Origin of the sequence: Pantoea sp. PNA 03-3 (genome assembly GCF_003201175.1) — a bacterium.
Lineage (GTDB): Bacteria > Pseudomonadota > Gammaproteobacteria > Enterobacterales > Enterobacteriaceae > Pantoea > Pantoea stewartii.
Genome location: NZ_QICO01000006.1, coordinates 157,334 through 178,357 on the forward strand (window position 1 = coordinate 157,334; position 21,024 = coordinate 178,357).

Below are 21,024 nucleotides of genomic sequence, written 5' to 3' on the forward strand. Positions count from 1 at the left end.
CTTCTCCCTGTGCTCGCCTTGCGTACCAGGGCAAGACGAGCACAGAGCGTCCGGCAGGCGTCTGAACCGGCGACTTAACTGGCCTGATAGTCGTAAATACCCGGCGCCAGTACCAGTTGTGCCGCGACCTCGCGTGCTTTATCACTGCCTGCTAGCAAATCAATTAATTTCAGCGCAAAATCCATCGCCGTGCCCGGTCCCTGACTGGTGAGCAAATTGACTCGCGGATCCCAGACGACACGACGTTCCACCCATTTCTCTTCCGGTATGGTGGACTTTAAACCGGGGAACCCTGTCATATTGCCGACCGGAAACAGGTTATGCGGCACCAGTACCGTGCCAGGGGCTGCGCAGATGGCCGCAACAATACGTCCTGACAAATGAAACTGGCGTACGGTTTCAACCAACAGCGGACTGTCACGAAATGTCTCGGCTCCTTTTAGTCCGCCGGGCAGGACAATGGCATCGTAGGCGTTGTCCGCCACCTCGACCAGCGGGACGTCGGCCAGCAGGCGAACGCCGCGCGAACAGACAATTTCACGGCAGCCATCGCTTTCCACGCTGGCGGTCACCGTCTTTATCCCGCCACGGACCAGCAGATCAAGTGTGGTAACGGCTTCCGTCTCTTCACTGCCATGAGCCAGACAGACCAGTACCGAGGCGTTCGCGCCCATAATAAGACTCCTTGCGTTTAATCATGTCGTACAGCCGGGTGTTTTCAGGTAACACTAAGCCGTGAGTGCGTGCGCGACGCAGCAGAAAGCCGGTGATGTATTCAATTTCCGTCCGTCGCTGAGCGCGTATATCCTGCAGCATTGATGAGGTGTTGGCGGCGGTCGTCTCAATCACATTCAGCACCTGATCCTGCAGGCTCTGGCTGGCCACAGACTGGCCTTCACGCTCCATAACCCAACTGATTTCGTCACATAAGGTGATGATGTCGGCCTGATGCTGACGCAGTGCGCCATTCTGACAGTCGTAAACCACGCTGAGTGGGTTGATCACACAGTTTACCGCCAGCTTACGCCAGCAGGCCGCCCGGATATTGTCATGCCAGGCGACATCGGGCAGCGCTTCGTGCAGCACATCGGCGACCTCACTCCAGTGCTCGCTTTTACGGTTGCCGGGACCAATATGGGTGACGCCCGTGGCGACGTGCTTAATGACCGTGCCATCCCGCATTGCGGCGTGCGTGGTGATACCGCGTAACAGCGGCTGCGTCAGACCTTTTAATTCGCCAAGCGTGCCCATGCCATTGTGCAACAACAAAACCGGGCAGTTTTCTGACATCACGCTTTCCAGATTTTTTACGGCCGTTGATACCTGCGGGGCTTTCAGCGTCACCAACAGCAGTTGGCTCTGCGCCAAAAACAGCGGATCGTTGGCAATGAAGGTCCGGTTCGTCACGCGCCCCAGCGGATCGATTACATTTGCTGAGCAGTAGGGCTGAGGTACGCGTAACCAGCCCTGAACATCGTGCCCGCAATGGGCAAGAGCGGTGAGCCACACCTGGCCCAATGCGCCACATCCTAATACGGTTATTTTCATGCTGCCTCCCGCTCGCGGGCTTATTATTTATGCGCTGTGGCAATGAGTTAAGTATAGCGCTACACAGTGCGATTTTATTTAGTGCCGTAAGACGCGTATTATGCATGCCAGTTTAGCCTCAGGAGAAGAAGAGATGCCATCTTTCGATATCGTTTCAGAAGTCGACATGCAGGAAGTTCGCAACGCAGTAGAGAATGCTAACCGTGAACTGTCGACACGTTTTGATTTTCGCAACGTCACTGCCAGTTACGAACTCAATGAAAAAAATGAAACCATTAAGGTCATCAGTGAATCGGATTTTCAGGTAAAGCAGCTGGTGGATATCCTGCGCGAGAAAATGCTCAAGCGCGGTATTGAAGGCGCGGCGCTGGAAGTACCAGAAGAGATTGAACACAGCGGCAAAAGCTGGAGCGTGGATGCCAAAATGAAAAAAGGCATTGAAAGCGACGTCGCGAAAAAGCTGGTGAAGCTGATTAAAGACAGCAAGCTGAAAGTGCAGACGCAGATTCAGGGCGAATCTCTGCGCGTAACGGGTAAGTCTCGTGATGATTTACAGGGCGCAATGGCGCTGGTGCGTAATGGCAACCTGGGCCAGCCTTTCCAGTTCAAAAACTTCCGCGATTAATCCCTCCGTTCAGCACGTGAGCACAGGATGCCCTCTGAGGCATCCTGTCGGGTTGGCAGCCTGACTGTGACACCAGTCTGGCTGTCACTGATCCCCTTCCGCGACAGCAACGCTTTTGCCCTGCAAGGTGCTGACGTCCGTGACGGAATCTGCGTGACCAGAGGAACGCATTTTGCGCGGGGATAAACGGGAGGAACCGGGTTTGTCAAAGACGACAAACCCGGTGAGGGCAGGGGATTAGCCACCGCCGATAAGGGCTTCAAGCTCCGGTCGGCTGGTGATCTTACTGTCTATCTTAATGTAAGCGCTTTTTTCTTCCGGTACGATCAGCACCGCGTTCACTCCAGGCTGGGCCTTCAGGCGCTTCTCCAGGTTCGGTACTGCCAGCGCCGCATCACTCAGCACAATGCGCAGACTGCTGACGTAGGGCGGTTCCTGCATGGTCATACTGACGAAAAGCCAGATTGCCGCCACAATCGCTCCCACCATAAACACAGTTTGCGCATCAAAATGACCGAACACCCAACCGCCCAGGCTTCCGCCGATCGCAACGCCCAGAAACTGGCTGGTGGAGTAAAGCCCCATTGCTGTCCCTTTGTAACCGGCAGGCGATTCCTTACTGACCAGGGAAGGCAGGATGGCTTCCATCAGGTTAAAGGCGAGGAAGAAGAGCTGTACGCCGAGCACCAGCGTCCAGAAATGGCCCTGCGCGCCCCATAAAACAATTTCTGCGATGACCATCATGCCGACACAGCCGACAAAGACGCGCTTCATTTTGCGCTTCACTTCTGCATAAATGATAAAAGGCACGACGCCCGCAAAGGCGATCAGCATGGTCGTTAAATAGACCTTCCAGTGTTCTGATGGCGGTAATCCCGCCTGTTCAAACTGGTCGGGCAGCGCAACAAAGCTCGACATCAACAGGATATGCAAAAAGAAGATGCCAAGATTCAGTTTTACCAGGCGCGGGTTGGCCAGCACTTTTTTAAAGCTGCCGCGCACCATGCCCGACTCACGGTTCAGGACATGCTGAGTGGAGGAGGGGACCACCCAAAGCGTAATGAGAATACCCAGCGTCGCCAGCGTTGCGATCATCCAGAACAGCGCATGCAGGCCCAGCGCGTGGGTCACAATCGGTCCCACCACCATCGCAATCGCAAAGGTAACGCCAAAACTGATGCCAATAAACGCCATCGCTTTGGTGCGGTTCTGTTCACGCGTTAAATCCGACAGCAGCGCCATCACGGCGGCCGCAATCGCGCCCGAACCCTGCAACGCCCGGCCAAGGATGATGCCCCAAATGGATTCCGTGCTGGCGGCAATTACGCTGCCAAGGACAAACAGCAGCAGGCCGCCCACAATCAGAGGCTTGCGTCCAATACGATCGGACAGCAGGCCAAAGGGGATCTGGAAAATGGCCTGAGCCAGGCCATAAATGCCAATGGCCAGACCGATTAAGGTTTCACTCGCTCCCTGGAGCGCCATGCCATAGGTGGTCAATACCGGCAGGACCATAAACATTCCCAGCATACGCAGGGAAAAGACCGTGCCAAGGCCCCATGTGGCGCGCAGCTCCACCGGAGTCATTTTGTTATCGTTCATTCCTACCTCTGTTGATGTGCTGCATTTATTTTAGGGAGGGAGAGTGGAAGGGTAAAACAATAGTTCTTAAGCAGTCGTAACAAAAAGAAAGGGCGCGAAAATCGCGCCCGTTTCATGCTGTTTTGGTACACATCAGCGCACGTAAGTCAGCAAATCTTTTGACGCAGGCGTCATGAAATCCACTGACATCATCACGCTCAGCGCGGTGATGGCGACGATGGAGAAGACAAACAGCTTACGTGCCCAAACCCGATCGTTTGAGGTTTTATAACCTGACAGCGCCATGCCCAGCCACCAGACGCTGACGGCAGCGGCAACGACCAGATACTTATAGCCTGCATAGCCACCCAGCGTCAGCATCAGCGTGGCAATCATAAACGCCAGGATATAAAGCGTAATATGATTTTTTGCTACAGAGATACCTTTCACAACCGGTAAGACCGGGATGTTGGCAGCCTGGTAATCCTTAAAGCGGAAGATAGCAATCGCATAGGAGTGCGGCATCTGCCACAGGCTAAAAATCGCCAGCAGGATCAGGGCGCCCGCATCAAACTCATTGGTCACGGCACAGTAGCCAATCACCGGCGGCGCAGCGCCAGACAAGCTACCAATCAGCGTACCGTAAACCGAATGACGCTTCATATACAGGCTGTAAACGCCAACGTATACCACGAAGCCCATCACCGCCAGCCACATGGCCAGCGGGTTAGCACCGAAATACAGCAGTGCAAAGCCAGCAATACCCAACACAGTGGCATACACCAGGCTTACTTTCGCGGAGATAAGGCCTTTAACCAGCACCCGATTCCTGGTTCTCTCCATCTTGATGTCGATATCGCGGTCAATCACGTTGTTGAAGACACAACCTGACGCAACCACCAGCGACACGCCAACCAGTGAGGTGAGAAACAGGGCGTAATCAATGCTGCCCTTAGAGGCCAGCAAAAATCCGCCAATCACAGAAATTAAATTCCCGAAAATAATTCCTGGCTTTGTAACTTGCAGGTATTGCTTAAACATTACACAGACTCTTTAGTGGGGCATCATGTTGTAGTTGAGGTTCCACATGATCCACAGTGAGCCAACCACAACAATCAGGATAATGATTGCTGAGAAGACAATGGCCACCATGTTCCAGCCGCCCTCAGATTTGCTGTCCAGATGCAGGAAGTAAACCAGGTGAACCAGCACCTGAACGACTGCACAGACCAGCACAACGCCGAGGATGGTTCCATGAGAAGCACTACCATCCATTACCATCCAGAACGGGATTGCCGTCAGGATGATAGAGAGGATGAAGCCGATCATGTAAGACTTCACGCTACCGTGTGATGCACCATGTTCGTTAACAGAATGACTCATTACATGGCTCCCATCAGATAAACAACGGTAAACACGCAGATCCAAACCACGTCCAGGAAGTGCCAGAACAGGCTCAGACACATGATACGGGTACGGTTAGTGGCGTTCAGACCGCGTTTCGCGATCTGGAACATCAGCACGGCCATCCAGATCAGACCCGAGGTCACGTGCAGACCGTGCGTACCGACCAGTGTAAAGAAGCCGGACAGGAAGCCACTACGGTTTGGACCGAAGCCTTCAGCAATCAGGTGATGGAATTCATAGATTTCCATCCCGATAAAGCCCGCACCAAACAGGAAGGTCAACGCCAGCCAGCCGATAACGGCGCCTTTGTTTTCCTTGTTCATGGCGATAACAGCCATGCCGTAGGTGATGGAGCTTAATAACAGCAGGGCGGTTTCAACCAGCACGAACGGCAGTTCAAAGATATCTTTGCCTGCCGGGCCGCCGGCGGTGTTGTTAACCATAACTGCATAGGTCGCAAACAGGGTTGCAAAGATAATGCAGTCACTCATCAGGTAGATCCAGAAGCCAAAGACTTTATTGGCTCCTGCATCGTGATGCCCATGCTCCGCATGGGCGTCGTGGTGGTGTTTTACGGTAGTTGACATTATTTCAGACCTGCTTTGCTGATTTCGTCAAAGTGCTGCTTTTCAATCTTCTCTACTTCGGCAACAGGGACGTAGTAGTCCACGTCTTCGTCGAAGCTCTTCACGATCCAGCTTACGATCATGCCGAGGAAAGTAAGACCTGCCAGCCACCAGATATGCCAGATCATCGCAAAACCGAAGATGGTCGCAAACGCGGCAATAACAATCGCAGCACCGCTGTTTTTCGGCATATGAATTTCTTCATATTTAGCCGGCTGCTTGTACGCTTCGCCTTTCTCTTTCATTTCCCAGAAAGCGTCACGCTCATGCACATGCGGGATAACAGCAAAGTTATAGAACGGCGGTGGTGAAGAGGTTGCCCACTCCAGCGTACGGCCACCCCACGGATCGCCAGTCAGGTCACGGTTCTGGTCGCGGTCACGTACAGACACGTAGAACATGATCAGCTGACAAATAATACCGCAGGCAATCAGACCCGCACCTACCGCTGCAACAACCAGCAGAGAGTGGAACTGAGGATCGATATCCTGGCTCAGACGACGGGTCATTCCCATGAAGCCCAGTGCGTACAGCGGCATAAAGGCAACGAAGAAGCCGATGATCCAGAACCAGAAAGCACGTTTGCCCCAGGTTTCGTTCAGGGTAAAGCCGAAGGCTTTCGGGAACCAGTAGGTCACACCCGCCATACAACCGAATACCACACCACCGATAATCACGTTATGGAAGTGCGCAATCAGGAACAGACTGTTGTGCAGGACAAAGTCAGCGCCCGGAACGGCCAGCAGAACACCGGTCATACCACCCACAGAGAAGGTGACCAGGAAGCCTACGGTCCACAGCATCGCAGAGTGCATCTGAATGCGCCCCTGATACATGGTGAACAGCCAGTTAAAGATTTTAACCCCGGTCGGAATCGCGATGATCATCGTCATGATACCGAAGAAGGCGTTAACGTTGGCACCGGCACCCATGGTGAAGAAGTGGTGCAGCCAGACGATGAACGACAACACGGTAATGGCGATGGTCGCCCAGACCAGTGAGGTATAACCAAACAGACGTTTTTTCGAGAAGGTGGCCGTGACTTCAGAGAAGACACCAAACACCGGCAGAACAAGAATGTACACCTCTGGGTGACCCCAGACCCAGATCAGGTTGACGTACATCATCATGTTACCGCCCATATCATTAGTAAAGAAATGGAAGTCGAGGTAACGATCAAGTGTCAACAGCGCCAGAGTCACGGTCAGAACCGGGAACGCAGCGATGATCAGGACGTTGGTGCACAGCGCAGCCCAGGTAAAGACGGGCATTTTGAACAGGTCCATGCCCGGCGCACGCATCTTCAGAATGGTCACGAAGAAGTTAATACCGGTCAGGGTTGTACCAATACCGGAAAGCTGGAGACTCCAGATCCAGTAATCCACCCCCACGCCGGGACTGTATTCTGCCCCCGACAGCGGTGGATAGGCCAGCCAGCCAGTTTGCGCGAATTCGCCGACACCCAGAGACAGGTTAACCAGAATCACACCGATTGCGGTAAACCAGAAGCTCAGGTTGTTCAGGAACGGGAAGGCAACGTCACGCGCACCGATTTGCAACGGTACGGCAATGTTCATCAGGCCCACCACGAATGGCATCGCCACGAAGAAGATCATGATTACGCCGTGAGCGGTAAAGATCTGGTCGTAGTGATGAGGGGGCAATATGCCTGCTTCCCCGGAGGAAGCCAGAACCTGTTGGGTACGCATCATCACGGCGTCAGCAAAGCCGCGCAGCAGCATGACGAACGCCATGATGATATACATGATACCCAGTTTTTTATGGTCGATTGACGTCAGCCATTCAGACCACAGATATTTCCACTTACCAAAGTAGGTGATGGCAGAGACGATCGCCAGACCTGCAATGATGATGCCGGCAACCGTAACCATGATAATCGGTTCATGGTAGGGCACTGCATCCAGAGTTAATTTTCCGAACATCGTATTATTCCTCGGCTCCCGCGGTAGCGGTGTGACTCATGTCCATGCCTTTGTGTTCAGACATGTCCATTTTCCCGTGGCTATTCATGAACTTGTTAATGACCTGCAAGAACAGTTCAGGATTAGCTGAAGAGAAATATTCCACCGGGTGATTTTCGCTTGGCACAGCCACTTTCTCGAAATCATCCATCGTCATCAGCGTGTTAGGTGCCGCTTTTACTTTGGCAACCCACTGCTGGAACTCCGCATCGTCTTTGGTGGCAATGGCTTTGAACTTCATGCCAGAGAAACCGCGACCACTGAAGTTGGCGGAAATACCGTCGAAAGTTCCTGGCTCGTTGGCAATCAGGTGCAGTTTGGTCTGCATGCCCGCCATCGCGTAGATCTGGCTACCGAGCGTAGGAATAAAGAAGGAGTTCATGACGGAGTTGGAGGTGATTTTGAAGTTAACCGGGGTGTTTGCCGGGAAGGCAATCTGGTTAACTGTCGCAATACCTTGTTCTGGATAAATGAATAACCATTTCCAGTCCAGAGCAACGACGTCAATTTCAACCGGTTTCACGTCAGAGGCCAGGGGTTTGCTTGGCTCCAGCGCATGGGTTGATTTCCAGGTCAGTACACCAAGGAAAACGATGATCAGGATCGGAATGGTCCAGACCACAGCTTCCACTTTATTGGAGTGTGACCAGTTAGGGCTGTACTTAGCATTCGTGTTCGACGCCCGATATTTCCAGGCAAACACGACGGCCATTAAGACTGCAGGAATCACGACGATCATCATCAGACCAAAAGCGGTCAGTATCAGCGAACGTTGCTCCAGCGCAATCTGTCCTTTGGGATTTAACAATGCATTATCGCAGCCACTCATTAATAAAGTGCCTGCGATTAATGACAAAATCCCCAAACTTTTATTGTATTTACTGAGTCTCATTTAACGACCTCAATGACAAAGGGCTCTATTGTCGTTTAAGTGTGCGCGCATTTTACGGGAAGGTTTATGCAGTGTAAACCAGCTTAAGGATGTGTCAGAACCATGTTGACACCTTTTGCTAAGGGTGTCACAGATGTTGTTCTCGGTGACAAATTATTAACGTGGACAAGCAGTTGGCAGTAATATAACAAAAAGAGATGGATGCGGGGTTAAACAAAAGTAGGAAAGGAATAACCCTGACTTTTAATACCCAATTATTTAACAATATTGCATCATTTTTTCTCTAATTTTTAACTTAATTAATTGCGTACCGGATTTAAATATCTTGCCTGAAGCGCGCACATGATAAAAATATTTTTTGTAAATTGACACGCAAAGACAAATTAGGTGCGCTTAACCAATTGGCTGAAATGGCACCTGCGACTGTGCGATTATGAGGCAAAAGGTCAATTCCCGGCCTTTCTCAATGCGCGATAATCCAGCACCACACCGGACAGCACACCGCAAAGCGCCAGCGCCATACCGGCTTCAAACAGCGGAGCCAGCCACGCCGAAAGCGTGAGCATACCCGTTGCATTCAGCGCCAGCGACAGCAGCCATAGCGCCAGTAACCCGCATCCGCCTGCAAACAGCCGTTTCGTCCAGCGGTAGCCTGCGGAAAAATGGCGACGCGGCAAAAACTGGCCGGTTTTTTGGGTAAAGTCCAGTGTACCGCGACAAAAAGCCAGCAGGGCCAGGCCCGGCAGACCGGCGAAAACGGTAAAGGCGTAGAACGTTGGCCAGCCCCAGATCTCGACCAGATAACCGGCTGCAGGTCCCACGTAAACCCGGCCTACCGCTGAAAGCGCAGACAGCAGGGCGAACTGCGTCGCCGAGAAGGACTTATTACACAGCGTCATCAGCAGCGCGACAAACGCAGCGGTTCCCATTCCGCCACACAGGTTCTCAATAAAGACCGCGCTCGCCATGCTCCAGAGGTGTTTGTCGGTGACCGCCAGCAGCCAGTAGCCGAAATTCGACACCGCCTGGAGCAGGCCAAAAATCATTAACGCGCGAAACAGGCTCAGGCGCTGCATCAGCATGCCGCCATAAAGCGCGCCAATGATGGTTGCCAGCAAGCCCAGCGTTTTGTTTACCAGCCCGACGTCGCCAGGATTAAATCCCACGCCGCGAATCAAAAAGGTGGTGGTGAGAGAGGCGGCAAATGCATCGCCGAGCTTGTAAAGAATGGTGAGCGTGATCAGCAGCCAGGCGTTGTTGCGATTAAAAAAATCGTGCAGAGGATCGACAACCGCCTGACGTAGCGTACGCGGCGCGGCCTGCGCGTTGTCCGGCTCTTTGGCAAGACAGGTTGCGATAAGACAGGGCAGCAGGAGCAGGGCCATGAGCCAGTAAGTCGCCTCCCAGCCGAGATAGCGATCGGCCAGCCACAGCGCCAGACCGCCCGATATCAACATTGCCAGGCGATAGCCTAACACCGTGATGGCAGCGCCACTTCCGCGTTCTTCCGGCGGCAACACATCCGTTTTCCAGGCATCGAAGACGATATCCTGTGACGCAGAACAGAATGCAATCAGTACCGCCAGTGCCGCCATCAGGGTTAAATCCCGGCTGGGCTGCAAAAAGCCCATTGCCACAATGCTGGCCACCAGTGCCAGTTGCGTAATGAGCAACCAGCCTCTGCGCCGACCGAGAAGCGGCGGCGTGAAGCGATCCATCATGGGGGACCAGAGAAACTTAAACACATAGGCCTGGCCCACCAGTGAAAAGAATCCGATGGTTTTCAAATCGATATTATCAACCGTCATCCACGCCTGCAGCGTCCCGCTGGTTAAGGCCAGAGGCAAACCTGATGCGAATCCCAGAAGGAGTAAAATGGCTGCATTTTTTTGGCGGAAGACACGGAAGTAGTGATTCATACTGACCTTGAAAAGTGCCCGGCCGGGTGCCGGGCAAAAGACCTGATTAACGGGCGTTTTGTTTGATGAAGTCGTTGACGCTGGTGTCCTGCGCCATATCGGCGATCACGTCGCTCAGCGTAGAATTCACCGCATTGGTGATTTTCTGATTGGTGGCGCTGAAAGCCCCTTCTACGCTGTAGGTCTGGCGGTAATTTTTAATCTGTTTATTGCCATTTTTCGCGGTCGCCACGATAGAGATATCCGCCTTGGTGGTAATGCTGTAACGCACATCACCCTGGGTGACGTCGGCATACAGATTATTGACGATGATTTGCAGATCAACCGCGCCATTAGGACCGACCATATAGCCGCGCGCTGTCATTTGTTTCTCCAGCACTTCCTGGAGTAAGAAACGCAGATCGCGCGACGGGGTCAGGCTGACCAGTTGTCCATCGCGATTAACTTTTGCCAGCGCCTGATCGCGACGCTGATCGGCGCCGTTGATACTCACCGTAATGCCCATCAGGCTCGGATCGCGCTGTGGCAGTTGAATCTTAGGTTGAATGGTCAATGTGTTGTTGCTGGAAGCGCAACCGGCCAGGATAAAGGCAGCCAGCAGCGGGAATAACAGTTTTTTCAACATACGCTTTCTCGTTAGTGTCATGGGTTGGTGTGCAAAAACTGCGGCCATCATAGCAAAGCGGTGCAGTGAATAAAGCCCTTTGCCACAAGGTAAACCGCGCAAGGCGCTTTTTCTTGCTCTCTACCTTTTCATATTCCCCGCCTGACAAGGCACAAGCGAAGAGGGCGACGGAGTGATAATATTGCGTCCGCTGTCGCGTTGCGCAGCCAAAAACGGACTAATATTTAAACAGATGGGGCACAGCGCTCGCCATTGAGGGTAAAACCATGATTCGAGAACAGATAGAAGAGAAGCTGCGCCTGGCTTTTGAGCCGGCTCATCTGGAAGTGCATGATGAAAGCTACCGACACAATGTGCCTGCCGGTTCTGAAAGCCATTTCAAAGTGGTGATTGTCAGCGACGTTTTTACCGGTCAGCGTTTTCTCGCCCGTCATCGCGCAATTTATGGTGAACTCAGTGCTGAGCTGGCGGGAAGTGTTCACGCACTGGCCTTGCATACTTATACCCTGAAAGAGTGGGAAGGATTGCAGGATACGGTACTCGCTTCGCCGAACTGTCGCGGCGCGGGCACACTCGCATAACATCCCCTCTTTTTAAACGGCCTGCGGGCCGTTTTTGTGTTTTTATCCTTGCTAAACGCGTTACCTGGCTCAAAAAAGCAGCAAACTCCCTGAAAAGTGGTGACTTAGCGTCCTCGACTCATCTCAGTGATGCCGCTATAATGCTGCGTCTATTTTTCCGGAATGTCTTCGGGACGCTTCTGGTAACAGGGATCAGGTTCTCTTCACGGAAGCCGTCCCGGTTGTTAGATACGGCGCATTAATTAATGTGTGGTGTCTGAAGTTGACCGAGCACGTGATTTTTTGAGGTAACAAGATGCAAGTTTCTGTAGAAACCACTCAGGGCCTGGGCCGTCGCATTACGATTACTGTCGCAGCTGACAGCATCGAAAGCGCCGTTAAAAAAGAACTGGTGGATGTGGCGAAGAAAGTCCGTATCGATGGTTTCCGTAAAGGCAAAGTGCCCATGAACATCGTCGCGCAGCGCTACGGTGCTTCTGTGCGCCAGGACGTGCTGGGCGATCTGATGACGCGTAACTTTGTTGACGCCATCATCAAAGAGAAGATCAATCCGGCTGGCGCGCCTAACTATGTGCCAGGCGAATACAAAGAAGGTCAGGACTTCACCTATGCGGTTGAGTTCGAAGTGTATCCAGAAGTTGAGCTGAAAGGCCTGGAAAACATCGAAGTTGAAAAGCCTCAGGTCGAAGTGACCGATGCCGATGTCGATACCATGCTGGAAACGCTGCGCAAGCAGCAGGCTAACTGGATTGAAACCGACGCTGCAGCGGGTGCTGAAGACCGCGCTACCCTCGATTTCACCGGTTCTGTTGACGGCGAAGAATTCGAAGGCGGTAAAGCATCTGACTTCGTTCTGGCCATGGGCCAGGGCCGTATGATCCCAGGCTTTGAAGAAGGCGTTGTGGGTCACAAAGCAGGCGAAACCTTCACTATCGACGTGAAATTCCCTGACGACTACCACGCGGAAAACCTGAAAGGGAAAGACGCGAAGTTTGAGATCGTGCTGAAGAAAGTGGAAACGCGCGAACTGCCAGAACTGACCGAAGAATTCATCAAGCGTTTCGGCGTGGAAGATGGTTCGGTTGCGGGCCTGCGTGCGGAAGTGCGTAAGAACATGGAACGTGAGCTGAAAGGCGCGATTCGTAACCGCGTGAAGACACAGGCTATCGACGGTCTGGTTGAAGCGAACCCTATTGATGTGCCTGCTGCGCTGATCGACAGCGAAATCGACGTTCTGCGTCGTCAGGCTGCACAACGCTTTGGTGGTAACGAGAAGCAAGCGCTGGAACTGCCACGCGAACTGTTCGAAGAGCAGGCGAAGCGTCGCGTTCTGGTCGGTCTGCTGCTGGGCGAAGTGATTCGCACGCACGAGCTGAAAGCCGATGAAGATCGCGTTAAAGTGCTGATCGAAGAAATGGCGTCTGCTTACGAAGATCCGCAGGAAGTGATCGAGTTCTACAGCAAAAATAACGAGCTGATGAACAACATGCGCAATGTGGCGCTGGAAGAGCAGGCGGTTGAAGCTGTGCTGGCGAAAGCCAAAGTTTCTGAAAAAGAAACTAACTTCCAGGAACTGATGAATCAGACCGCTCAGGCCTGATCGTCCGTTTAACCCCTTGTGCTAAAGCCCGCGCCTGAAAAGTCGCGGGCTTTTTTCTGTAATACGCTTTCTGGCAACGGGCCTGTCGCTATTTGATTAATTTTTAGGCGAATTGTTCACGCATCGCTTTTTCCGGGTTAGCGATTGATGAAAAGGTTGTTATGCTTGAAACAACTGAGCACTATCCCAAGATAGAGGGAGTATGCAAAAAACAGTTCGGCTGACTGATTAACCGTCCTGATGTTGTCGGTAAGAGGCAGAGCATAGTTTTTGTTGCTCGTCTTACGTAAAATCGGTACAGAATGTTGCCAATGAAATTTATCCAGGAGACGGTAATGTCATACAGTGGCGATCGTGAGTTTACTGCACCGCACAATGCGTTGGTGCCAATGGTGGTCGAGCAAACCTCGCGCGGCGAGCGTTCATACGACATCTATTCCCGTCTGCTTAAAGAGCGCGTTATCTTCTTAACCGGCCAGGTAGAAGATCACATGGCTAACCTGATTGTGGCCCAGATGCTGTTTCTGGAAGCGGAGAACCCGGAAAAAGATATTTACCTTTATATCAATTCACCGGGTGGCGTCATTACGGCTGGCATGTCAATTTATGACACTATGAAGTTTATCAAGCCTGACGTCAGCACCATTTGTATGGGCCAGGCCTGCTCAATGGGGGCTTTCCTGCTGACAGCCGGGACGAAAGGCAAGCGTTTCTGCCTGCCAAACTCACGCGTGATGATTCACCAACCGCTGGGTGGCTATCAGGGACAGGCGACCGACATTGAGATTCATGCGCGTGAAATTTTGAAAGTGAAGCAGCGCATGAACGAGCTGATGGCGGAACATACCGGTAAGTCACTGGAAGAAATTGAGCGTGACACTGAGCGTGACCGTTTCCTCTCCGCCAGCGAAGCGGTAGAGTATGGATTGGTCGATTCAATCCTGACGCATCGCCAATAAGCCCTAACTTCACCTTGTCTCTGGTCTATAGTTAACAGGACAAGATAATGACGGGTTGAATGAACATCGGCCGTGTACCCACGGCCAGTGCTGTACGGCTGGTACGGCCTGAGAACAAGAAGAGGTTAACTGATGACAGATAAGCGCAAAGACGGTTCAGGAAAGTTGCTGTACTGCTCTTTTTGCGGCAAAAGCCAGCATGAAGTGCGTAAGCTGATTGCCGGGCCGTCAGTGTATATCTGCGATGAGTGCGTTGATCTGTGTAACGACATTATTCGCGAAGAGATTAAAGAGGTTGCCCCGCATCGCGAACGTAGTGCGCTGCCTACGCCGCATGAGATCCGCCATCACCTCGACGATTACGTTATTGGTCAGGAACGGGCCAAAAAAGTCCTGGCCGTGGCGGTGTACAACCACTACAAACGTTTACGCAACGGGGATACCAGCAACGGTATCGAACTGGGCAAAAGTAACATTCTGCTGATCGGTCCGACCGGTAGCGGTAAAACGTTGCTGGCTGAAACCCTGGCCCGTTTACTGGATGTGCCTTTTACCATGGCGGATGCAACCACGCTGACCGAAGCCGGTTATGTGGGGGAAGACGTCGAAAATATCATCCAGAAGCTGCTGCAAAAATGTGACTACGATGTGCAGAAAGCCCAACGTGGTATCGTCTATATCGATGAAATCGATAAAATTTCACGTAAATCAGACAACCCATCGATCACCCGTGACGTATCGGGTGAGGGTGTGCAGCAGGCGTTACTGAAGTTGATTGAAGGCACCGTCGCCGCTGTGCCGCCGCAGGGTGGCCGTAAGCATCCGCAGCAGGAGTTTTTGCAGGTCGATACCTCTAAGATTCTGTTTATCTGTGGTGGCGCCTTCGCCGGTCTGGATAAGGTTATCTCGCAGCGCGTTGAAACCGGTTCAGGCATTGGCTTTGGCGCAACGGTGAAAGGTAAATCACAGAAGGCAACAGAAGGCGAGTTACTGGCGCAATGTGAGCCGGAAGATCTGATCAAATTTGGCCTGATCCCAGAATTCATTGGCCGTCTGCCTGTGGTAGCCACGCTCAATGAACTGAGTGAGGAAGCGCTGATTCAGATTCTGCGTGAGCCGAAAAACGCACTCACCAAGCAGTATCAGGCGTTGTTTAACCTGGAAGGCGTTGAGCTGGAGTTCCGTGACGAAGCCCTGACGGCGATTGCTAAAAAGGCGATGTCACGTAAAACCGGTGCGCGTGGTCTGCGTTCTATCGTGGAAGGCGCGCTGCTCGAAACCATGTACGATCTGCCGTCCATGGAAGATGTCGAGAAAGTGGTGATTGATGAGTCGGTGATTGAAGGTCAGTCTGAACCCATGCTGATTTATGGCAAGCACGAAGCTCAGGCTTCTGGCGAATAAATAAACAAATCGTCCACATTGTGCCATCTATAAAGGGGAAAATCTTTCCCCTTTTGCATTTCTCACCGTTGTGACATTGAATGTCTGACAATCATCCCCATATACTCAGACACCTGTGGGTTTGACCGCACACCTGCCTGATGCGGTACCCATCACCTTGCGGACACTAAACTAAGAGAGAGCTCTATGAATCCTGAGCGTTCTGAACGCATTGAAATCCCCGTCCTGCCGTTGCGCGACGTGGTAGTTTATCCGCACATGGTAATTCCGTTGTTTGTTGGCCGGGAAAAATCAATTCGGTGCCTCGAAGCCGCAATGGATCATGATAAAAAGATCATGCTGGTCGCACAGAAAGAGGCTTCAACGGATGAACCTGGCATAAACGATCTTTTTTCAGTGGGTACCATTGCCTCCGTACTGCAGATGTTAAAACTGCCAGACGGAACGGTAAAAGTGCTGGTTGAAGGTTTACAGCGTGCCAATATCACTACGCTGGCTGACAACGGTGACCATTTTGTCGCCCAGGCGGAATATCTGGTCTCTCCGGAGATTGAAGAGCGCGAGCAGGAAGTGCTGGTGCGCACGGCGATCAATCAGTTTGAAGGCTATATCAAACTGAATAAAAAGATCCCGCCTGAGGTCTTAACGTCACTGAACAATATTGATGATGCGGCGCGCCTGGCGGATACGGTGGCGGCGCACATGCCATTAAAACTCGCGGATAAACAGTCAGTGCTGGAGATGTCAGACGTCAATGAACGTCTGGAATATCTGATGGCCATGATGGAATCTGAAATCGATCTGCTGCAGGTTGAGAAACGCATTCGCAATCGCGTCAAAAAGCAGATGGAAAAGAGCCAGCGTGAGTACTACCTGAATGAGCAGATGAAGGCCATTCAGAAAGAGCTGGGCGAGATGGATGATACGCCTGACGAGTACGAAGCGTTAAAACGTAAAATCGATGCGGCCAAAATGCCGCAGGAAGCGCGTGAGAAAGCTGAAGCAGAACTGCAGAAGCTAAAAATGATGTCGCCGATGTCTGCCGAGGCGACCGTGGTGCGCGGCTATATCGACTGGATGGTTCAGGTTCCGTGGAATGCGCGCAGCAAAGTGAAGAAAGATCTGCGCAAAGCCCAGGAAACGCTGGATACCGACCATTATGGCCTGGAACGCGTCAAAGACCGCATCCTTGAGTACCTTGCGGTGCAAAGTCGCGTCAGCAAAATTAAAGGGCCTATTCTGTGTCTGGTGGGACCGCCGGGCGTGGGTAAAACCTCGCTGGGTCAGTCTATTGCGAAAGCAACCGGGCGTAAGTATGTACGCATGGCCCTCGGCGGCGTGCGGGATGAAGCGGAAATTCGCGGTCATCGCCGTACCTATATTGGCTCTATGCCGGGCAAGTTGATTCAGAAGATGGCGAAAGTCGGCGTGAAAAACCCGCTGTTCCTGTTGGATGAAATCGACAAAATGTCGTCGGATATGCGCGGCGATCCGGCCTCAGCGCTGCTGGAAGTGCTGGATCCTGAACAGAACATCGCCTTTAACGATCACTATCTGGAAGTCGATTACGATCTGTCTGATGTGATGTTTGTGGCGACGTCGAACTCCATGAACATTCCGGCTCCACTGCTGGATCGTATGGAAGTGATTCGTCTGTCTGGCTATACCGAGGACGAAAAACTCAATATCGCCAAGCAGCATCTCCTGCCGAAGCAGATTGAGCGTAACGCCCTGAAGTCGTCTGAGATCACCGTCGAAGACAGCGCCATCATTGGCATCATTCGTTACTACACGCGTGAAGCCGGTGTGCGTAGCCTGGAACGTGAACTGTCCAAGCTGTGCCGTAAGGCAGTGAAAACGCTGCTCATGGACAAAACCAAAAAGCACATCACCATTAATGGTGAAAACCTGAAGGATTTCCTTGGGGTGCAGCGTTTTGACTATGGCCGCGCCGACAGCGAAAACCGCGTGGGTCAGGTAACAGGTCTGGCCTGGACGGAAGTGGGTGGCGATTTGCTGACCATTGAAACCGCCTGTGTACCGGGTAAAGGCAAGCTGACTTATACCGGTTCGCTGGGCGAAGTCATGCAGGAATCCATTCAGGCCGCGCTGACTGTCGTCCGCGCCCGGGCGGAAAAACTGGGTATCAATGGCGATTTCTATGAAAAACGCGATATCCATGTGCACGTACCGGAAGGCGCGACGCCGAAAGATGGTCCCAGTGCCGGTATTGCCATGTGTACTGCCCTGGTGTCCTGCCTGACCGGTAACCCGGTGCGTTCAAACGTCGCGATGACCGGCGAGATCACCTTGCGTGGTCAGGTCCTGCCTATCGGCGGGCTGAAAGAGAAGCTGCTGGCGGCACACCGCGGTGGTATTAAAGTGGTGCTGATCCCGGACGAAAACAAACGCGATCTGGAAGAAATTCCTCAGAACGTGATTGCCGATCTGGAAATTCATCCGGTCAAACGTATTGAGGAAGTGCTGAACCTGGCACTGGAAAACGCGCCTTACGGTATGCAGGTAGCTACCGCAAAATAGTGATTAATGGCATAAAGCGTTAAAAAGCCGCGCTGGCAACACCAATTGGTGCTTGCCAGCTTTTTTTTGTCCCGCTAATTTAGGTGGCTGCTGAAGCGATGTTATAAGAGGATTACCGTTGTTTCGGCATATAAGGCTTGATATAACTTGCTGCGCGTTCGTGCCCGACAGGAAGCGTGGGTACGATGTGAAATAATAAAGAGGGGATGAATAGAGTGAATAAGTCACAACTGATCGATAAAATTGCTGCCGATGCCGACATTTCTAAAGCAGCAGCAGGACGTGTTTTAGATGCATTTATGGGCTCTGTTTCTGACGCGCTGAAAAGCGGAGATGAAGTGGCGCTGGTAGGTTTCGGCACTTTCTCAGTACGTGAGCGTGCAGCGCGCACCGGCCGTAACCCACAAACCGGTAAAGAGATTACTATCCCGGCAGGTAAAGTACCGGGTTTCCGTGCAGGTAAGGCACTGAAAGACGCTGTCAACTAATGACAACGCCACCACTCAATAACACATTTTCTTGAGTGGATTAGAGGACGGTTAACGCGTTCTCATGTAACATACGGGCACATCAATAAGATGTGCCTTTTTTACATCCGGAGAGGCGGTTTAAGGTTGCGAGACTTGTCTCAACAGGATGCATGCTGCCAGCCAGACTTGCAGCGGAGTAATGCGTCGGGAAGATGGCGTTATTGCGGCAGGGCTTTACATTCACACTACAGCGGAGTGTTGTCATACCATGATGGACAATTTACGCGCGGCGTCGAACCATGTCGTGCTCAAGATTATTTTGGGGTTGATCATTCTCTCCTTTGTGCTGACCGGCGTTGGCAACTATCTGATTGGCGGTAACAACGATTATGCGGCCAAAGTTAATGGCCAGGAGATCAGCCGTGCGCAGTTAGAGCAGGCGTTCAACAACGAGCGCAATCGTCAGCAGCAGATGCTGGGTGATCAGTTCTCGCAGCTTGCGGGCAACGAAGGTTACATGCAGCAGATGCGCCAGCAGGCGCTGTCTCAGCTGATTGACCAGGCATTACTGGATACCTACATAAAAGATCTGCATATTGCCATCAGTGACGATCAGGTCAAACAGGCTATCTTCAGCCAGTCTGCGTTTCAGACCAACGGCAAGTTCGATAATGCTAAATACAATGCGATGATCCGCAATATGGGATTCACGCCGGATCAGTATGCCGAAGCGTTGCGTAAACAACTGGCCACCCAGCAGCTGATCAATGCGGTCGCGAATACCGATTTTATGCTGAAAAATGAAACCACTAAGCTGGTGGATTTGGTGGCGCAAAAGCGTGATATTCAGACGGCTACCCTCGATGTGAATGCTCTGGCTGCAAAGCAAACCGTCAATGACGACGAAATCAACCAGTATTATCAGCAGCATAAAAGCAGCTTTATGGCCCCTGAGCAGTTCCGCGTAAGCTATATCAAACTGGATGCCGCCAGCATGCAGGAAAATGCCAGCGATGCGGATATTCAGGCCTGGTACGATCAACATAAAGCGGACTACACGCAGCCCCAGCGCGATCGTTACAGCGTGATTCAGACCAAAACCGAAGCCGATGCCGACGCTATTCTGGCGCAGCTGAAAGGCGGCGCGGATTTCGCGGAACTGGCAAAAACCAAATCCATTGACCCGATCTCTTCCCGTAAAGGCGGCGATATGGGCTGGCTTGAGCCGTCAACAACGCCAGACGAGCTGAAGAATGCGGGACTGAAAGAAAAGGGTCAGCTTTCCGGTGTAATCAAGTCTTCTGTGGGTTTCCTGATTGCCCGTCTTGACGACATCAAGCCTGAGCAGGTTAAACCGCTGGCGGAAGTACGTGATGAGATCGCGGACGCGGTCAAACAGGATAAAGCACAGGCGGAATTCTACAAACTGCAGCAGAAAGTCAGTGAAGCCGCGAGCAATGATAATGAGTCGCTGGCTGGTGCAGAGCAGGCGTCAGGTATGAAAGCCACAGAAACAGGCTGGTTCAGCCGTGACGATGTGCCTAAAGATCTCGACTTTGATGCCGTTAAGCAGGCCATCTTCAATGGTGGGTTAGTGGGACAAAACGGTGCGCCCGGAAATAACTCTGACATCATCAATGTCGATGGCGATCGTGCCTTTGTGCTGCGTATCAGTGCGCATAAACCCGAAGCGGTGGAACCCCTCGACAAGGTAAAAGCGCAAATCACCGAGACGATCAAGCATGATAAAGCGACGCAACAGGCAAAAGCTCAGGCTGATAAACTGTTAGCCGAGCTGAAAGCCGGTAAACCGGATGTGCTGAAAGCCGCAGGTCTGACGTTAAGCGCCAGCAAAACGGTTGACCGTAACACGCAGGATCCCGTTGCTCAGGCTGCCTTCAACCTGCCAGAGCCAGCGGATAACAAACCGTCATGGGGCGTGGGTGAGGACATGCAAGGCAATGTGGTGCTGATCGCGGTGAATAAGGTTACAACCGGTAGCCTGCCTCAGGCGCAGATTGACGAGATGGTCAAAGGCGTCACGCAAAACAACGCGCAACTGACCTTTGAAGCCTTACTGCAAAACCTGCGTAAAGCGGCCAAAATCAAATACGGTGCCGCTGCTCAAATGCAGTAATCCTCGCAAATTTCAGGTAACAGCTGAAATGACGAAAGGCCGCTTATGCGGCCTTTTCCATTTTAGAACGTTGCCCTTTGAGTCTGTTTAGCGGACATGACACGCTGAGCCTGCTGTTTAACACAAG

Annotated in this window: 18 protein-coding genes; 8 read left to right on the top strand and 10 right to left on the bottom strand. The window is 52.3% G+C overall.

Translation table 11 applies throughout. The annotated features are described in order from the left end of the window. Positions 1-74 precede the first annotated feature (74 nt). Positions 75-674 carry a protein deglycase YajL gene (gene yajL / locus C7433_RS16940; RefSeq protein ID WP_110268599.1) on the bottom strand — a complete coding sequence of 200 codons (600 nt, stop codon included), beginning with the start codon at positions 672-674 and terminating at the stop codon, positions 75-77. Further along, complete coding sequence (gene panE / locus C7433_RS16945; RefSeq protein WP_110268600.1) at positions 628-1,548, bottom strand: 2-dehydropantoate 2-reductase; 921 nt, start codon at positions 1,546-1,548, stop codon at positions 628-630. The genes yajL and panE overlap by 47 nt, the downstream gene beginning before the upstream one ends. A 133-nt stretch (positions 1,549-1,681) precedes the next feature. Here panE and C7433_RS16950 point away from each other — a divergent pair, with 133 nt between their 5' ends. Next, on the top strand, positions 1,682-2,173 hold the full coding sequence (locus C7433_RS16950; RefSeq protein ID WP_006117971.1) for a YajQ family cyclic di-GMP-binding protein: 492 nt from the start codon (positions 1,682-1,684) through the stop codon (positions 2,171-2,173). 237 nt (positions 2,174-2,410) lie between these two features. Here C7433_RS16950 and C7433_RS16955 read toward each other — a convergent pair whose 3' ends face one another. The 8 genes from C7433_RS16955 to C7433_RS16990 form a co-directional block, all read right to left on the bottom strand. After that, positions 2,411-3,775, bottom strand: a complete 1,365-nt coding sequence (locus tag C7433_RS16955; RefSeq protein WP_006117970.1) for an MFS transporter — start codon at positions 3,773-3,775, stop codon at positions 2,411-2,413. Between the two features lie 132 nt (positions 3,776-3,907). Beyond that, positions 3,908-4,795, bottom strand: a complete 888-nt coding sequence (cyoE, locus tag C7433_RS16960; RefSeq protein WP_006117969.1) for a heme o synthase — start codon at positions 4,793-4,795, stop codon at positions 3,908-3,910. Between the two features lie 12 nt (positions 4,796-4,807). Then, positions 4,808-5,137 carry a cytochrome o ubiquinol oxidase subunit IV gene (locus tag C7433_RS16965; protein ID WP_006117967.1) on the bottom strand — a complete coding sequence of 110 codons (330 nt, stop codon included), beginning with the start codon at positions 5,135-5,137 and terminating at the stop codon, positions 4,808-4,810. Then, complete coding sequence (locus C7433_RS16970) at positions 5,137-5,748, bottom strand: cytochrome o ubiquinol oxidase subunit III (protein WP_006117966.1); 612 nt, start codon at positions 5,746-5,748, stop codon at positions 5,137-5,139. The genes C7433_RS16965 and C7433_RS16970 overlap by 1 nt, the downstream gene beginning before the upstream one ends. Continuing rightward, positions 5,748-7,730: a cytochrome o ubiquinol oxidase subunit I gene (cyoB, locus tag C7433_RS16975; RefSeq protein WP_033738655.1), complete on the bottom strand. Its 1,983-nt coding sequence runs from the start codon at positions 7,728-7,730 to the stop codon at positions 5,748-5,750. Before cyoB ends, C7433_RS16970 begins: the two co-directional genes overlap by 1 nt. 4 nt (positions 7,731-7,734) lie before the next feature. Further along, a complete protein-coding gene (gene cyoA, locus C7433_RS16980; protein WP_033738657.1) occupies positions 7,735-8,661 on the bottom strand; it encodes a cytochrome o ubiquinol oxidase subunit II in 927 nt (308 codons plus the stop codon). 446 nt (positions 8,662-9,107) lie between these two features. Further along, positions 9,108-10,580, bottom strand: a complete 1,473-nt coding sequence (gene ampG, locus C7433_RS16985) for a muropeptide MFS transporter AmpG (protein WP_110268601.1) — start codon at positions 10,578-10,580, stop codon at positions 9,108-9,110. Positions 10,581-10,626: 46 nt separating this feature from the next. Beyond that, positions 10,627-11,205, bottom strand: coding sequence for a lipoprotein (locus C7433_RS16990; protein WP_006117962.1), 579 nt, complete (start codon positions 11,203-11,205; stop codon positions 10,627-10,629). Positions 11,206-11,471: 266 nt separating this feature from the next. Here C7433_RS16990 and bolA point away from each other — a divergent pair, with 266 nt between their 5' ends. From bolA to ppiD, 7 genes are all read left to right on the top strand, one after another. Then, a complete protein-coding gene (gene bolA, locus C7433_RS16995) occupies positions 11,472-11,786 on the top strand; it encodes a transcriptional regulator BolA (RefSeq protein ID WP_006117961.1) in 315 nt (104 codons plus the stop codon). A 295-nt stretch (positions 11,787-12,081) separates the two neighbouring features. Next, positions 12,082-13,386, top strand: coding sequence for a trigger factor (gene tig, locus C7433_RS17000; RefSeq protein ID WP_039338475.1), 1,305 nt, complete (start codon positions 12,082-12,084; stop codon positions 13,384-13,386). Between the two features lie 335 nt (positions 13,387-13,721). After that, positions 13,722-14,345, top strand: coding sequence for an ATP-dependent Clp endopeptidase proteolytic subunit ClpP (gene clpP / locus C7433_RS17005; protein WP_006117959.1), 624 nt, complete (start codon positions 13,722-13,724; stop codon positions 14,343-14,345). A gap of 132 nt (positions 14,346-14,477) precedes the next feature. Then, complete coding sequence (gene clpX, locus C7433_RS17010; protein WP_033738665.1) at positions 14,478-15,749, top strand: ATP-dependent protease ATP-binding subunit ClpX; 1,272 nt, start codon at positions 14,478-14,480, stop codon at positions 15,747-15,749. A 186-nt stretch (positions 15,750-15,935) separates the two neighbouring features. Then, entirely contained in the window at positions 15,936-18,290 is a 2,355-nt protein-coding gene (gene lon / locus C7433_RS17015; RefSeq protein WP_033738666.1) for an endopeptidase La, read from the top strand. A gap of 215 nt (positions 18,291-18,505) precedes the next feature. Next, positions 18,506-18,778 (top strand): nucleoid-associated protein HU-beta, encoded by a 273-nt coding sequence (hupB, locus tag C7433_RS17020; protein ID WP_006117956.1) that lies wholly within the window; start codon positions 18,506-18,508, stop codon positions 18,776-18,778. Between the two features lie 250 nt (positions 18,779-19,028). Beyond that, positions 19,029-20,897: a peptidylprolyl isomerase gene (gene ppiD, locus C7433_RS17025; RefSeq protein WP_039338626.1), complete on the top strand. Its 1,869-nt coding sequence runs from the start codon at positions 19,029-19,031 to the stop codon at positions 20,895-20,897. The last annotated feature ends 127 nt before the right edge of the window (positions 20,898-21,024 follow it).